Here is a 14266-nt window from a genome sequence, read left to right on the forward strand (position 1 = left end):
AGGGAAAGCCCGTCGAAGATCTGGCCGCAACGCCTTGCGTGGCCTCGATCCGAGCCGGGAGCATGATCACGCGCTCGCAACACGGCGCACCGCCCACCCGTCTCGCGAGACGGTCATCCGCTCAGGCAGCAGCAGAAGGAGCACCGTGAGCTTCACGTCGCCGATCCAACTCCCCGGACTCGCCCTCGACCCCCAGTGGTACCGCCGGGCGGTGTTCTACGAGGTGATGATCCGGTCGTACTACGACTCCAACGGCGACGGCGCCGGCGACATCAACGGGCTCGCCTCCAAGCTCGACTACCTGCAGTGGCTCGGGATCGACGCCCTCTGGCTCCCGCCGTTCTACATGTCGCCTCTGCGCGACGGCGGCTACGACGTCTCCGACTTCAAGGCGATCCTCCCCGAGTTCGGCACGATGGAGGACTTCCGCGACCTCGTGCGGAAGGCCCACGAGCGCAACATGCGCATCGTGATGGACTTCCCGCTCAACCACACCAGCGACCAGCACGAGTGGTTCCAGCAGTCCCGGTCCGACCCCGAGGGCCCCTACGGCGACTTCTACGTCTGGAACGACACCGACGACAAGTGGCCGGACATCCGCATCATCTTCGTCGACACCGAGGACTCGAACTGGGCCTTCGACGCCGAGCGCCGCCAGTTCTACTTCCACCGCTTCTTCTCGCACCAGCCGGACCTCAACTTCGAGAACCCCGCCGTGCACGAGGCGATCCACGACGTGGTCAAGTTCTGGCTCGACCTCGGCGTCGACGGCATCCGGCTCGACGCGATCCCCTACCTCTACGAGTCCGACGAGGGCAACGGAGAGGGCGAGCCGCCCACCCACGAGTTCATCAAGAACCTCCGCACCATGGTCGACCGCGACTACCCCGGCCGCATCCTGATCGCCGAGGCGAACCAGTGGCCGCGAGAGGTCGCCGCGTTCTTCGGCACGGAGGAGGAGCCCGAGTGCCACATGGCGTTCGACTTCCCGGTCATGCCGCGCATCTTCTACTCCCTCCGCGCGCAGACGGCGAACGAGCTGAAGAAGGTGCTCTCCGAGACGTTCGACATCCCCAGCGGCGCCGCCTGGGGCGTGTTCCTCCGCAACCACGACGAGCTCACGCTCGAGATGGTGTCCGAGGAGTACCGCCAGGCCATGTACGGCTGGTACGCCTACGACCCGCGGATGCGCTCCAACATCGGCATCCGCCGCAGGCTCGCGCCGCTGCTGGACAACTCGCGCGCCGAGCTCGAGCTGATCAACGCCCTGCTCTTCTCCCTCGCCGGCAGCCCGTTCCTGTACTACGGCGACGAGATCGGCATGGGCGACAACATCTGGCTCAACGACCGCGACGCGTCGCGCACGCCGATGCAGTGGACGCCCGACCGCAACGCCGGCTTCTCGGCCGCCGACCCCGGCAAGCTCGTGCAGCCGATCGTCCAGTCGCTCGTCTACCACTACAACCAGGTCAACGTGGAGGCGCAGCTGGCGCAGTCCCGCTCCCTGCTGCACTGGATGCGGAACGTCCTGCACGTGCGCCGCGGCCACCCGGCGTTCGGCCTCGGGTCGATGCGCGTCCTCGAGACGGACCACGAGTCGGTGCTCGCCTTCGTGCGGGACTACGCCGGCTCGGGCTCCGAGATGGGCGACCAGCCCGAGGAGGTGCTCTGCGTCTTCAGCTTCAACCACAACCCGGTCTCGGTCACGATCACGGACCCGGAGAACCCCGGATCGACGCTCAGCGACCTGTTCGGCGGCGGCCGCTTCCCCGGATTCTCGGACGACGGCACGCTGACGATGACGCTCGGCACGCAAGGCTTCTTCTGGCTCCACGTCGCCAAGGCGCACGAGGCCCGCTGACCCGGCAGCACGCCGAGGGGCCTCCGGCCGATGTCGGAGGCCCCCTTTAGGCTGTCGGCGTGAGCACCACCGGAACGACCGAGACGCAGACCGAGCCGATGCTGTTCGACGACGCCGAGCAGGAGCTCGTCCCCTCCGAAGGGGCGCGGTGGTTCGACCTGCTGGCCGTGTTCGACCTCGAGACCACCGGCATCGACGTCCGCACGAGCCGCATCGTCACCGCGCACGTCGGCGTGATCGACGCGGCGGGCGAGCCGATCGAGGGCACGACCTGGCTCGCCGATCCCGGGGTCGAGATCCCGGCCGGCGCCTCCGCCGTCCACGGGATCAGCACCGAGCACGCCCGCGCGCACGGCCGCCCCGCCGGCGAGGTTGTGGCCGAGATCTCCGAGGCGCTGCGCTCGCTCCTCGCCCGCGGCATCCCGGTCGTCGTCTACAACGCCCCCTACGACCTCTCGCTCCTCGCCCACGAGGCGCGCCGCTGGGGCGTGCCCGTGCTGCTCGACCCGAGCCCCGTCGTCGATCCGCTCGTGATCGACAAGGCGGTGGACCGCTACCGCAAGGGCAAGCGCACCCTGACCCTCGCCGCCGAGCACTACGGCGTCGCCCTCACCGAGGCGCACGACGCGGGCGCGGACGCGATCGCGGCGGGCCGCGTCGCCCAGGCGCTGGGCCGCGCCTTCGCGGACGAGCTCGGAGTCGGCGCGGAGGCCCTGCACGCGCTCCAGGTCGACTGGTGCCGCACCCAGGCCGAGTCCTTCCAGGAGTACATGCGCCGCGTCCGCGACGAGTCCTTCGTCGCCGACGGGGGCTGGCCGGTCCGCCACTGACCCCTCAGGTCAGCGTGCGCCCCTCGCGCAGGAGCGCCACGTACTCCGCGATCCGCCGCTCCCGCGTCGCCGCCCGCTTCAGCTGCGAGAGGCGGAAGAGGAACGCGAAGCGCTTCTGCCCGCCGACGGTCGCGAAGAAGGCCAGGGCCTGCGGATCCGCGTCGAGCGCCCGCTGGAAGTCGTCCGGCACCTCCGCATCGCGCTGCCGGTAGGCCGCGTCCCAGCGCCCGTCGGCGCGTGCCCGCTCGACCTCGGCCAGCCCGCCCGGCAGCATCCGGCCCTCCGCCAGCAGCCGTGCGACGTGATCGCGATTGACCTTGGACCACGGGCTCGCGCGACGCCGCGGGGTGAAGGCCTGGAGCTTGAACTGCTCGTCGAAGGCTCCCGCCTGACCGTCGATCCAGCCGTGGCAGAGCGCGATGTCGAGCGCCTCGGCGTAGGTGATCCCCGGATCGACGGCGGCCTTCTTCCGCAGCTTCAGCCGGACTCCGTCCGGGTCGGGCTCGCCGCGGAGGTAGGCGTCCCACTCTTCAGGAGTCGTGAACGGCAGGATCGGCTTGTCGGCGAAGGACACCATGCCGGGACGCTACCGCGCCGGCTCCCCGACGGCCACGGCCCGCCCGTCGGCGCAAGCCCTCGCTCCGCGGACCGCGGCGCTGTGGGATCGGGTGAGCACGTGTTCCCCCTCCCCCCCTCTCGCAAGGAGAAGTCATGCCCACGATCCGCACGGTCACCGTCCTCGGCAGCGGAGTGCTCGGCTCCCAGATCGCCTTCCAGTCGTCCTTCCACGGCTTCGCCGTCACCGTCTACGACCTCTCCGACGACGTCCTCGAGTCGGCGCGCGAGCGGCTCCGCGGTCTCGCGGGCGTCTACGAGTCGGTGCCCGGCGGCGTCGCCGGCGGACCGCAGGAGGCGCTCGACTCCCTCCGCCTCACCTCCGACCTCGCGGAGGCTGTCGCCGACGCCGACCTCGTGATCGAGGCCGTCCCCGAGGACCTGGGCCTGAAGCAGGAGCTGTACGGCCGCCTGGGTGCGCTCGCTCCCGAGCGCACGGTCTTCGCGACCAACTCGTCCACGCTGCTCCCCAGCGACCTGAAGGCCTCGACCGGCCGACCCGACCGGTTCCTCGCGCTGCACTACGCCAACCACGTCTGGGCGCAGAACACGGCCGAGATCATGGGGACGACGGACACGGACCCCGCCGTGGTCGACGCCATCGTGGAGTTCGCCGTCTCCAGCGGCCTCGAGCCCATCAGGCTGCAGAAGGAGAAGGCCGGCTACGTCCTGAACTCGCTGCTGGTGCCGCTCCTCAACGCCGCGTCGGGGCTGCTCATGGGCGGTTACGCCGACCACGAGACCATCGACAAGACCTGGAGGATCGGCACCGGCGCCCCGCTCGGACCCTTCCAGATCTTCGACGTCGTCGGTCTGCGGACCGCCTACAACATCGCCGCCGCGGCCCCGGACGAGGCCTCCCAGGCGTTCGCCGCCCACCTGAAGACGGAGTACCTCGATCGCGGCCGCCTCGGAACGGCCACCGGAGAGGGCTTCTACCGCTACTGAGGACCGCCCCGCACGAACGACGAAGGGCCCCCGACCGTGAGGTCGAGGGCCCTTCGAGGAAGGCTACTTGCCGAAGTTCTTGTAGCGGCTGTTGAACTTCTCGACACGGCCGGCCGAGTCCATGATGCGCTGCTTGCCCGTGTAGAACGGGTGCGAGGCGGAGGAGATCTCGACGTCGATGACGGGGTAGGTCACGCCGTCGAGCTCGATCGTCTTGCTGCTCTTCGCGGTCGAGCGGGTGAGGAAGGTCTCACCGGACGCGAGGTCGCGGAAGACGATCGCGGAGTACTCGGGGTGGATGTCGGTCTTCATGGTCGTGTCCTGTCGTCGATGGTCCTGAACCGCACCTGTCGTCGACGGGAACGGGTGGATGAGGGCGGGCGCACCGCGAACGGGCCCGAACCAGCTACCGAGAATACCAGACCGGCAGCGCGCGCAGAAGTCGCGCCGCGCCCGGACCTCGGAGCCGGGGTCAGCCGCGGGCGCGGGCCGAGAAGCGCCCGTTCTCGCGGGTGAGAGCGATGTCGAGCCCGAAGGTCTCGGCGAGCGTCGCCTCGGTCAGGGACTCGGCCAGCGGGCCCGCCGCCACCACCGCTCCGTCCCGGAGGAGCAGGGCGTGGGTGAAGCCGTCGGGGATCTCCTCGACGTGGTGGGTCACCATCACGATCGCGGGCGACGCCGGGTCCTTCGCGAAGCCGCCCAGCAGCTGGACGAGCTCCTCGCGGGCGCCGAGGTCGAGGCTCGCGGCCGGCTCGTCGAGCAGGAGCAGCTCGGGGTCGGTCATGATCGCGCGGGCGATCTGGACGCGCTTCTGCTCGCCGTCCGAGAGCGTCCCGAAGGTGCGCTCGGCGAGGTGCTCGAGCTTCCACTCGGACAGCACGCGGCGGGCGCGGCGCTCGTCGATCGCGTCGTAGCCCTCGTTCCAGCGGCCGGTGACGGCGTAGGCGGCGGTCATCACGACGTCGAGCACGGTCTCGCCGGCCGGGAGGCGGCGGGCCATCGCGGTCGAGGCGTAGCCGATGCGCGGGCGCAACTCGAACACGTCGACCCGGCCGAGGGTCTCCTCGAGCAGGTGCGCGGCACCGGTCGAGGGGTAGTTCTGCGCGGCGGCGATCTGCAGGATCGAGGTCTTGCCCGCCCCGTTGGGGCCGAGGATCACCCAGCGCTCGTCCTCGGCCACGTCCCACGACACGTGGTCGAGGATCCGCTTGCCGTTCCGGACGAAGGACACATCGACGAACGAGACAACGCTGGGCATGGGAGCCATTCTAAAGGAGGCGGCCGGGAGGCTCAGACGAGCGAGTCGTAGATCGCCCGGGTGTCCCGCGCGATCTGCGTCCAGCTGAAGTGACTCTGCGCGCGCTCGCGGCCCGCGGCGCCCATCCGCTTCGCCGTCTCCGGGTCGGCGACGACCTCGGCGAGGGCGGCGGCCAGGTCGGCGACGTAGCGCTCCGGGTCCACGGGGGTGCCGGTGCCGTCGGTGACCTGCTCGATCGGGACGAGTCGCCCGGTCACGCCGTCGTCGACGACCTCCGGGATGCCGCCGGTCGCCGTCCCGACGACCGCCGCACCGCAGGCCATCGCCTCGAGGTTGACGATGCCGAGGGGCTCGTAGATCGAGGGGCAGACGAACGTGGTCGCGTTCGTCAGGACCGCGGAGAGCTGGTGGCGCGGCAGGTGCCGGTCGATCCAGACGACGCCGGTGCGCTCCTCCTGGAGGCTGCGGACGAGGGAGGTGACCTCGGCCATGATCTCGGGGGTGTCGGGGGCGCCCGCGCAGAGCACGAGCTGCACCTCGGGAGGCAGGGTCGCCGCGGCGCGGAGCAGGTAGGGCAGGCCCTTCTGCCGAGTGATGCGGCCGACGAAGGCCACGGAGGGGCGCGAGGGGTCGATGCCCAGCTCGGCGAGGACGGCCTCGTCCTCGACCGGGTGCCAGGCGTCGAGGTCGATGCCGTTGTAGACCACGTGGACCTTCGCCGGGTCCAGGGCCGGGTAGGAGCGGAGGATGTCCTCGCGCATGCCGCCGGACACCGCGATCACGGCGTCGGCGTTCTCGTACGCCTCCCGCTCGATCCAGCTCGAGACGCGGTAGCCGCCGCCGAGCTGCTCGGCCTTCCACGGACGCAGCGGCTCGAGGCTGTGCGCCGAGACCACGTGCGGGATGCCGTGCAGGAGCTGGGCGAGACGCCCCGCGGCGTTGGCGTACCAGGTGTGGGAGTGGACCAGGTCGGCCCCCGCCGCGTCCTGCGCGATCTGCAGGTCGACCCCGAGGGTCTGCAGCGCGCCGTTCGCCTCGGCGAGCTCCGCGGGGACGGAGTACGCGAACGTGCCCTCCTCCTCGCGCGGCGCGCCGAAGCAGCGCACCACGACCTCCAGGTCGCTGCGCAGCGCCTTGGTGAGCTCGGCCACGTGGACACCGGCTCCCCCGTACACCTCGGGCGGGTATTCCTTGGTCAGCAGATCGACTCGCACCCCCGAACCGTAGTACAGGGCGCTCCCCCGGCGACAGCCGGGGTCCACGGGGAAGCCCGAGCCCCTACTGTGGTGCCATGCAGTCAAAGAAGATCTTCGGCATCGTCCTCGCCGGCGGCGAGGGAAAGCGCCTCATGCCCCTCACGGCGGACCGGGCCAAGCCCGCGGTGCCGTTCGGCGGGCAGTACCGGCTGATCGACTTCGCGCTGTCCAACCTGATCAACTCCGGTCTCACCCAGATCGTCGTGCTGACGCAGTACAAGTCGCACTCGCTCGACCGCCACGTCTCGCAGACCTGGCGCCTCTCCGGGCTCCTGAACTCCTACGTCGCCTCGGTCCCCGCGCAGCAGCGCCTGGGCAAGCGCTGGTTCAGCGGCTCGGCCGACGCGATCCTGCAGAGCCTCAACCTGATCCGCGACGAGAAGCCCGACATCGTCGTCGTGGTCGGCGCCGACCACGTCTACCGCATGGACTTCTCGCAGATGATCGACGCGCACATCACGTCCGGTGCGAAGGCGACCGTCGCGGCCATCCGCCAGCCGATCGAGCTCGCGGACCAGTTCGGCGTCATCCAGCTCGCCGGTGACGAGGCGGGCGACGGCATCGTCCCGACGATGATCTCCGAGTTCCTCGAGAAGCCCAAGGACGCCGTCGGCCTGGCCGACTCCCCGCACGAGGTCCTCGCCTCCATGGGCAACTACGTCTTCGACGCGGACGCCCTGATCGACGCGGTCATCCGCGACGGCGAGTCCTCCACGTCGGACCACGACATGGGCGGCGACATCATCCCGGACTTCGTCGCGCGCGGCGAGGCCGGCGTCTACGACCTCAAGCTCAACGACGTCCCCGGCTCGACCGACCGCGACCGCTACTACTGGCGGGACGTCGGCACCATCGACTCCTTCTTCGAGGCCCACCAGGACCTCATCTCGGCGCTGCCGGTCTTCAACCTCTACAACCAGCAGTGGCCGATCTTCTCGTCGCAGCTGAACTCCCCTCCGGCCAAGATCGTCCGCGACGGCAAGGGCAACATGGGATCGACGGTCGACTCGGTCGTCTCGCTCGGCACCGTGATCTCGGGCGCGCACATCGAGCGCAGCGTCGTCGGGCCCTGGACGGTCATCGAGTCGAACGCGACGGTCACCGACTCGGTGGTCTTCGACAAGGTCCGCATCGGCCCGGACGCGCTGGTCGTCCGCGCTATCCTCGACAAGGACGTCGTCGTCGAGCCCGGTGCTCGAGTCGGCGTGGACCACGACCGCGATCGCGAGCGCGGGTTCACCGTCACCGAGTCGGGCATCACCGTCGTCGGCAAGGGCGTCGTCGTCCACCCGTAGCACCCCCGCGGGTCGAGCTCTGCGCCCCGGCGCGCCCACCCGACCGATCGGACCGGCCCATGAGTGAGCGTCCTGCGACGCCTGCCCGCTTCCTCGTCGTCCTCGACGCGGACTCCACCCTCCTCCAGGACGAGGTGATCGAGCTCCTCGCGGTGCACGCCGGCTCCGAGGAGCGCGTCGCCGCCGTCACGGAGCGGGCGATGCGCGGCGAGCTCGACTTCGGCGAGAGCCTCCGCGAGCGGGTCGCCACTCTCGCCGGGGTCCCGGAGTCGGTGCTCCCCGGTGTGAGCTCGGGCGTCCGCGTCACGCCCGGCGCCGCCGAGCTCGTGGCCGGCGTCCACGCCGCCGGCGGCCGCATCGGTGTGGTGTCCGGAGGGTTCCACGAGGTCCTCGACCCGGTCGCCGGTGCGCTCGGCCTCGACTTCGTCCGGGCCAACCGCCTCTGCTGCGGGGGCGGCCTGCTGACCGGAGCGGTCGACGGGGCGGTCATCGACGCCGCGGCCAAGGCGGAGGCGCTCCGCGAGTGGGCGGCGGTCTCGGGCGTCCCGCCTCAGCGCACGATCGCCGTCGGCGATGGTGCGAACGACCTGGAGATGATGGCGGTCGCCTCCCTCGCGGTCGCCTTCAACGCCAAGCCCCTGGTGCGCGAGCGCGCCGACCTCGTCGTCGGCGGCCTCGACCTGTCGCAGCTGCTGCCTGTCCTCGGCCTCCGCGGCTGAGGCCCGCCTCCCCCGGCCTCAGGAAGGTCAGCGGCCCGCGATCGCGACGAGTCCGGCGCAGCCGAGCGCCAGCGCCCAGCTGACGAGCGAGCCCACCAGGAAGTACTCCGCCTTCTCGCCGCTGCCGCCGTCGCGGGAGATCTCGGGGAAGCGCACGATCCCCTTGGCCGCGAGCACGGCACCGGCGAGGCCGATCGCTCCGGCGAGCGTGAGACCGGCGATCAGCAGCCGCTCCAGCGGTCCGATCGTGCGCCCGCCCTGGAGGTCCGGCAGGCGGGCGTCGGCCGGCTCCCGACGCGCGAACCGCTCGCTCCAGCGCGGACGCGGCGCGGGCTCGGCCTGCGGGAGCTCGCGGAACAGCGCCGCCCGCACGATCACGTTGCCGCTCTCCAGCAGGAAGAGCCCGGCTCCGACCGCCAGAGCGAGCTGCTCGATCGGAGGGAGCGTGCTCGCGACGGTGGTCGGCGCGAGCGGCCCCGTCGGGACGCCGGCGGCGCGGTCGACAGCGGTCAGCACCAGGACCGCCGCGACGAGGGCGACGGCCGGACGCAGACCCCCGGGCGGCCGCGCGTTCTCGACGGTCGTGGTCGTCAGCAGCCAGGCTCCGGCCAGGACGACGACGATCGCCGCACCGAGCGGCGGGACTCCGACGAGGAGCGCTGCGGTCACGGCTGCGGCGGCGAGCACGGGGATCGCGAGGAGGGCCGCACGGCGGCGGAGGTGCGTGCGCGCGAGGTCGCCGAGGCCGATCACGGCGAGCAGCAGCGCCGTCAGCACGTCTCCTCCAGCAGGCGCGCGCCGGCGAGGAGGGCGCCCGCTCCCGCGCGCCGCAGCGCCTGCGAGACGGCGGGCTGCGAGATCGACTCCTGCTCGCCCAGCTCCTTCTGCGACGCTCCGCGCAGGCTCCCCAGCACGAGTCGGCGATCGCGCGCGCTGAGCGCTCCGACCAGGGCGTCGCGGGAGAGGAGGTAGGCGTTGACGGCCGCCTCGCCGGAGTCCCCGTCGGCGTCCCCGGCGACGAACCATCCGCGGGCCGTGGGCACGGCACCGTCCTCGAGCGCGTGGGCGCGATCGATGGCCTCGCGCGCGCGCCACCAGCCGGACCCGTCCTCGAGGTCCCCCGCGATCCCCGACCCGACCACCCGCACCTCGCCCAGGCCGATGCCCGCGCGGCAGTCGACGCCGGCCGGGAGCGAGAGGCGCGCCTGCAGCGTCGCCCGGAGTGCGGCGTGGACGGAGGGGTAGATCGCCTGGAACTCGTCGCCGACCGTCGGGTGCAGGGGCTGGATCGCCGGGACCGCGGCCTCCACCTCGGCGAAGCCCCGCTCGATCTCGCGCTGAGCACCCGCGCGGTCGACGAGGGAGCGGGAGGTCACCAGGTCCAGGAGCACGGCGACGACATCGGAGGAGGTCATCGCATAAGCCTAGAGCTTATATCCGCCGGATATAAGCCCAGAGCTTATCGATCAGTGGCCCATCCCGAGGCCGCCGTCGACCGGGATCACGGCACCCGAGATGTACGCGGCCTCGTCGCCGGCCAGCCAGCGCGTGACCTTCGCGACCTCGGCAGCGGTGCCGTAGCGGGCGAGCGGGATGCTCTTCCGGTACTCCGCCTGCTGCTCCGGGGAGAGCTCCGCGGTCATGTCGGTCTCGATGAAGCCGGGAGCGACGACGTTGGCGGTGATGTTGCGGGCGCCGAGCTCGCGGGTCAGCGAGCGGGCGAAGCCCACGAGGGCGGCCTTCGACGAGGAGTAGTTGATCTGGCCCGGCGACCCGTAGAGGCCGACCACGCTGGAGATGAGGACGACGCGGCCGAAGCGCTGCTTGAGCATCCCCTTCGATGCGCGCTTGACGACGCGGAACGCCCCGGTGAGGTTCGTGTCGACGACGGACGTGAAGTCCTCCTCCGTCATGCGCAGCAGCAGGGTGTCGCGGGTGATGCCCGCGTTCGCCACCAGGATCTCGACCGGGCCCAGCTCGGCCTCGACCTGCGTGAACGCGGCGTCGATGGAGGCGGCGTCGGTCACGTCCGCGACGACGGTGAGGGAGCCCTCCGGACCGGATCCCGAGCGCGCGGTCACGGCGACCCGGTGACCGGCGGCCACGAACTCCTGGGCGATGGCGAAGCCGATCCCCCGGTTGCCCCCGGTGACGAGGACGGTGCGCGGCGTGGTCATGGTGTCCCTCCTGCCGGCGCTCGTGCGGCGCCGGGCGACCCGTACATCCTAGAGGCGCGTCGCGCAACAGATTCCGGGATGAGGCCCTCCCGGCCTGCACCCGCCCGCCGCGACGTAGGCTTGCAGGGCTGTGAAACCACGCGAGACACTCACCTCCCTACCGCCGTCGCCGAGCGCCGAGCGGCGCTCCCGCGCGATCAAGTACTCGATCGCCATGGGCATCAGGATGCTCTGCGTCATCTGCCTGCTCTTCGCCCACGGCTGGTGGCTGCTGTTCTTCGCCATCGGCGCCGTGGTCCTGCCCTACTTCGCCGTCGTGCTGGCCAACGTCGGCAGTGCGGGCGAGCGCGGCAACGTCGAGCGGCCGGGTGCGATCGTCCTCTCCCGGCCGGTCCCGCCGCCCTCGGGGCCGGTCGGCACCTCGGAGTCGGGGGCGGGGGCGGCGACCCGCGGGGAGACCGGCCGTGATCCCGCTCGGCCGGGTCCCCGACGCGCACGCCTGCTCCCGAGCGGGCTGCCCGCGGACGGCGACGTTCGCGATCGAGTGGCGGAACCCGAGGATCCACGCGGAGGACCGTCGGAAGACCTGGCTGGCCTGCGGCGAGCACCTGGAGTTCCTGCGCGAGTTCCTCCTCGCCCGCGACTTCCCGCTCGAGGTGAAGCCGCTCTACACGGTCGATCGCGGAGCGGAACGATGAGCGGCGACGCGCCCCGTCCCTCCTGGCGCTTCGTCTTCTCGCGACGCTGGTTCGGCTACCTCGCTCTCGCGATCGTCTTCGCCGTCGCCTGCGTGCTGCTCTCGCGCTGGCAGGTCGCGCGGCTCGACCAGGCCGCCTCGACCAACCGGCTGGTCACCGCGAACTGGACCGCCGACCCGGTGGCGCTCGACGGGCTGCTCCCCGCCGACTCCACGTGGGACGACGCGCTCGAGTACCGCCCGGTCGAGGTCACCGGCGTCTACGAGACGCAGGGGCAGACCCTCGTCCGCAACCGGCCCTACAACGGCAACCCCGGCTTCGAGATCCTGACGCCGCTGCGGCTCGACGACGGCAGCGTGTTCGTCGTCGACCGCGGCTGGGTCCCCGTCGGCTCGACCCAGGACTCCCCCGACGCGATCCCCGCGCCGCCCGAGGGGGAGGTGACCGTCGTCGCCCGCCTGAAGCCCGCGGAGGGACGGATCGACGGACGCTCCGCACCGGCCGGCCAGATCGCCACGATCCAGCTCGACGACCTGTCGACGCAGCTGGACGAGCCCCTGCGGACCTCGGCGTACGGCCTGCTGGTCGCCGAGGCGCCGGCGCCGGTCGACGCTCCCCCGCTGGCCGCGATCAAGCCGGTCGCCGACGAGGGCCTGCACATCAGCTACGCCATCCAGTGGGTGCTGTTCGCCGTCATGGGCTTCGGCGGGCTCGGCTGGGCGATCCGCCACGAGTACCGCATCCGCAACGCCGACGACCCCGAGGTCGTCGCGGCCGAGGAGCGGCGCGAGGAGCGCCGCCGACGCCGCGGCCGCAGCGACTCCGAGGTCGAGGACGAGCTGCTCGACGCCCGCTAGGCGAGCGTGATCAGGTCGAGGTAGTCGGCCGCCCAGTGGTCCTCGGTGCCCTCCGGCATGATCAGGACGCGCTCGGGGTTCAGCGCCTCGACGGCTCCCTCGTCGTGGCTGACCAGGACGACCGCGCCCTCGTAGTGCGCGAGCGCGTCGAGGATCTCCTCGCGGCTCGCGGGGTCGAGGTTGTTGGTGGGCTCGTCGAGCAGGAGCACGTTCGCGCCCGAGACCACGATCATCGCCAGGGCGAGACGGGTCTTCTCCCCGCCGGAGAGGACCCCGGCCGGCTTGTGCGAGTCATCGCCGGTGAACAGGAACGAGCCCAGGACCCGGCGGGCCTCGGTCTCGGTGAGGTTCGGGCTGGAGGAGACCATGTTCTCGAGCACCGAGCGCTTGACGTCGATCGTCTCGTGCTCCTGCGCGTAGTAGCCGATCCGGAGGCCGTGCCCGGCCTCGATCACTCCGGTGTCGGGCTGGTCGACGCCGCCCAGGATGCGCAGGAGCGTCGTCTTGCCCGCTCCGTTGAGCCCCAGGATGACGACCTTGGAGCCGCGGTCGATCGCGAGGTCGACGGCGGTGAAGATCTCGAGCGAGCCGTAGCTCTTCGACAGGTTCTGAGCCTGCAGAGGGGTGCGACCGCAGGCGGACGGAGTCGGGAACCGGAGCTTCGCGACGCGGTCGACCGCGCGGACCTCCTCGAGCCCGCTGAGCATGCGCTCGGCACGCGCGACCATCTGGTGCGCCGCTGCGGCCTTCGAGGCCTTCGCGCCGAACTTCGCGGCCTGCAGCTGGAGGGCGCCGGCCTTCTTCTCGACGTTGACCCGCTCCTTCTTGCGGCGCTCCTCGTCGGCGGCGCGCTGGCGCTGGTAGTTCTTCCAGTTCATGTTGTAGACGTCGATGACCTGGCGGTTGGCGTCGAGGTAGAAGACGCGGTTCACGGTCTCGCCGACCAGCTCGATGTCGTGGCTGATCACGATGAAGCCGCCGCGGTAGTTCTTGAGGAACTCGCGGAGCCAGACGACGGAGTCGGCGTCGAGGTGGTTCGTCGGCTCGTCGAGGATCAGCGTGCTCGCGTCGGAGAAGAGGATGCGCGCGAGCTCGATGCGGCGCCGCTGGCCACCGGAGAGCGTCTTGAGCGGCTGGTCGAGGATCCGGTCGGGGAGGTTGAGGTTGCTCGCGATCGAGGCGGCCTCCGCCTCAGCCGCGTATCCGCCCAGGGAGAGGAAGCGGTCCGTGAGGTTGCCGTACTTCTTCATGCCGGCCTCGCTCACGGAGGTGTCGCTGCTCGACATCGCGACCGTCGCCTCCTGCATGCCGAGCACCAGCTGCCCCAGCCCGCGGGCGTCGAGGATGCGGGTGCGCGCGAGCTCCTCCGGGTCGCCGGAGCGCGGGTCCTGAGGGAGGTAGCCGATCTCGCCGCCGCGGTCGACCGTGCCCTTCGAGGCGATGAGGTCGCCCGCGAGGACCTTGGTCAGCGTCGTCTTCCCCGCCCCGTTGCGGCCGACGAGGCCGACCTTGTCGCCGTCGCCCACCCGGAAGGAGACGTTCTCCATCAGGAGTCGGGCGCCGACTCGGAGTTCGAGGTCGTGCACGCTGAGCACAGTGCTGTCCGTTCCCGCCAAGAAATGGCGTTCGGTTCGGGAGGAGTGGGGCAAGGGGCCGCGATGCGGCAGCCCCCTAGTATATTTCCTGAGCCGCGGGGCGGATCCACGTCCGCTCACCGCGGACGCGCTCGCTCCTCGCTCTCGGGCGACCAGG

15 protein-coding genes and 1 pseudogene are annotated in these 14266 nt (G+C 71.3%); 8 read left to right on the plus strand and 8 right to left on the minus strand.

The features are described from left to right. The first annotated feature begins 145 nt into the window (after positions 1–145). Positions 146–1861 (plus strand): maltose alpha-D-glucosyltransferase, encoded by a 1716-nt coding sequence (gene treS, locus C5D36_RS04925; RefSeq protein WP_104221970.1) that lies wholly within the window; start codon positions 146–148, stop codon positions 1859–1861. A 98-nt stretch (positions 1862–1959) separates the two neighbouring features. After that, entirely contained in the window at positions 1960–2691 is a 732-nt protein-coding gene (locus tag C5D36_RS04930) for a 3'-5' exonuclease (protein ID WP_104222136.1), read from the plus strand. A 4-nt stretch (positions 2692–2695) separates the two neighbouring features. Here C5D36_RS04930 and C5D36_RS04935 read toward each other — a convergent pair whose 3' ends face one another. Then, positions 2696–3268: a YdeI family protein gene (locus tag C5D36_RS04935; protein WP_104232624.1), complete on the minus strand. Its 573-nt coding sequence runs from the start codon at positions 3266–3268 to the stop codon at positions 2696–2698. Positions 3269–3402: 134 nt separating this feature from the next. Here C5D36_RS04935 and C5D36_RS04940 point away from each other — a divergent pair, with 134 nt between their 5' ends. Continuing rightward, positions 3403–4254, plus strand: a complete 852-nt coding sequence (locus C5D36_RS04940) for a 3-hydroxyacyl-CoA dehydrogenase (protein ID WP_104257557.1) — start codon at positions 3403–3405, stop codon at positions 4252–4254. Between the two features lie 63 nt (positions 4255–4317). Here C5D36_RS04940 and C5D36_RS04945 read toward each other — a convergent pair whose 3' ends face one another. The 3 genes from C5D36_RS04945 to glgA all read right to left on the minus strand — a co-directional run bounded on the left by C5D36_RS04945 (position 4318) and on the right by glgA (position 6726). Next, positions 4318–4566, minus strand: coding sequence for a type B 50S ribosomal protein L31 (locus tag C5D36_RS04945; RefSeq protein WP_068253003.1), 249 nt, complete (start codon positions 4564–4566; stop codon positions 4318–4320). A 160-nt stretch (positions 4567–4726) separates the two neighbouring features. Next, the gene (locus C5D36_RS04950; protein WP_104232626.1) at positions 4727–5512 is read right to left on the minus strand and encodes an ABC transporter ATP-binding protein; all 786 of its coding nucleotides are present in this window, start codon (positions 5510–5512) and stop codon (positions 4727–4729) included. A gap of 32 nt (positions 5513–5544) precedes the next feature. Then, positions 5545–6726: a glycogen synthase gene (glgA, locus tag C5D36_RS04955; protein ID WP_104295327.1), complete on the minus strand. Its 1182-nt coding sequence runs from the start codon at positions 6724–6726 to the stop codon at positions 5545–5547. 77 nt (positions 6727–6803) lie between these two features. Between glgA and C5D36_RS04960 the strand changes: the two genes are divergently transcribed. Together C5D36_RS04960 and serB are read left to right on the plus strand one after the other, a co-directional pair. Then, positions 6804–8063 carry a glucose-1-phosphate adenylyltransferase gene (locus C5D36_RS04960; protein ID WP_104221960.1) on the plus strand — a complete coding sequence of 420 codons (1260 nt, stop codon included), beginning with the start codon at positions 6804–6806 and terminating at the stop codon, positions 8061–8063. A gap of 59 nt (positions 8064–8122) precedes the next feature. Then, on the plus strand, positions 8123–8782 hold the full coding sequence (serB, locus tag C5D36_RS04965) for a phosphoserine phosphatase SerB (RefSeq protein WP_104225283.1): 660 nt from the start codon (positions 8123–8125) through the stop codon (positions 8780–8782). A 27-nt stretch (positions 8783–8809) separates the two neighbouring features. On the opposite strand, the gene C5D36_RS04970 is transcribed toward serB, so the two are convergent. The 3 genes from C5D36_RS04970 to C5D36_RS04980 are packed head-to-tail and all read right to left on the minus strand — an operon-like array spanning position 8810 to position 10959. Beyond that, a complete protein-coding gene (locus C5D36_RS04970) occupies positions 8810–9559 on the minus strand; it encodes a hypothetical protein (RefSeq protein WP_104295328.1) in 750 nt (249 codons plus the stop codon). Further along, positions 9553–10197: a SatD family protein gene (locus C5D36_RS04975; RefSeq protein ID WP_104221954.1), complete on the minus strand. Its 645-nt coding sequence runs from the start codon at positions 10195–10197 to the stop codon at positions 9553–9555. The genes C5D36_RS04970 and C5D36_RS04975 overlap by 7 nt, the downstream gene beginning before the upstream one ends. A 51-nt stretch (positions 10198–10248) precedes the next feature. After that, positions 10249–10959: a beta-ketoacyl-ACP reductase gene (locus tag C5D36_RS04980; protein WP_104225284.1), complete on the minus strand. Its 711-nt coding sequence runs from the start codon at positions 10957–10959 to the stop codon at positions 10249–10251. A gap of 130 nt (positions 10960–11089) precedes the next feature. Here C5D36_RS04980 and C5D36_RS17315 point away from each other — a divergent pair. The 3 genes and pseudogenes from C5D36_RS17315 to C5D36_RS04995 form a co-directional block, all read left to right on the plus strand. Further along, positions 11090–11284: pseudogene (locus tag C5D36_RS17315) on the plus strand (DUF3099 domain-containing protein); the annotation flags it as partial. 139 nt (positions 11285–11423) lie between these two features. Further along, complete coding sequence (locus C5D36_RS04990) at positions 11424–11657, plus strand: hypothetical protein (RefSeq protein WP_104225286.1); 234 nt, start codon at positions 11424–11426, stop codon at positions 11655–11657. Further along, complete coding sequence (locus C5D36_RS04995; RefSeq protein ID WP_104232631.1) at positions 11654–12514, plus strand: SURF1 family protein; 861 nt, start codon at positions 11654–11656, stop codon at positions 12512–12514. Before C5D36_RS04990 ends, C5D36_RS04995 begins: the two co-directional genes overlap by 4 nt. Here the strand turns inward: C5D36_RS04995 and C5D36_RS05000 are convergent. Next, positions 12511–14109: an ABC-F family ATP-binding cassette domain-containing protein gene (locus tag C5D36_RS05000; protein WP_104221943.1), complete on the minus strand. Its 1599-nt coding sequence runs from the start codon at positions 14107–14109 to the stop codon at positions 12511–12513. The two genes, C5D36_RS04995 and C5D36_RS05000, sit on opposite strands and share 4 nt — an antisense overlap. Between the last annotated feature and the right edge of the window lie 157 nt (positions 14110–14266).

Source organism: Rathayibacter sp. AY1C6 (assembly GCF_002931535.1).
Taxonomy (GTDB): Bacteria; Actinomycetota; Actinomycetes; order Actinomycetales; family Microbacteriaceae; genus Rathayibacter.

Coding starts and splice junctions, on each gene's coding strand:
- C5D36_RS04960 (WP_104221960.1), top strand. CDS start 6,804: ATGCAGTCAAAGAAGATCTTCGGCATCGTCCTCGCCGGCGGCGAGGGA.
- C5D36_RS04980 (WP_104225284.1), bottom strand. CDS start 10,959: ATGACCACGCCGCGCACCGTCCTCGTCACCGGGGGCAACCGGGGGATC.
- C5D36_RS04945 (WP_068253003.1), bottom strand. CDS start 4,566: ATGAAGACCGACATCCACCCCGAGTACTCCGCGATCGTCTTCCGCGAC.
- C5D36_RS04995 (WP_104232631.1), top strand. CDS start 11,654: ATGAGCGGCGACGCGCCCCGTCCCTCCTGGCGCTTCGTCTTCTCGCGA.
- C5D36_RS04940 (WP_104257557.1), top strand. CDS start 3,403: ATGCCCACGATCCGCACGGTCACCGTCCTCGGCAGCGGAGTGCTCGGC.
- C5D36_RS04930 (WP_104222136.1), top strand. CDS start 1,960: ATGCTGTTCGACGACGCCGAGCAGGAGCTCGTCCCCTCCGAAGGGGCG.
- serB (WP_104225283.1), top strand. CDS start 8,123: ATGAGTGAGCGTCCTGCGACGCCTGCCCGCTTCCTCGTCGTCCTCGAC.
- C5D36_RS04975 (WP_104221954.1), bottom strand. CDS start 10,197: ATGACCTCCTCCGATGTCGTCGCCGTGCTCCTGGACCTGGTGACCTCC.
- C5D36_RS04935 (WP_104232624.1), bottom strand. CDS start 3,268: ATGGTGTCCTTCGCCGACAAGCCGATCCTGCCGTTCACGACTCCTGAA.
- C5D36_RS04950 (WP_104232626.1), bottom strand. CDS start 5,512: ATGCCCAGCGTTGTCTCGTTCGTCGATGTGTCCTTCGTCCGGAACGGC.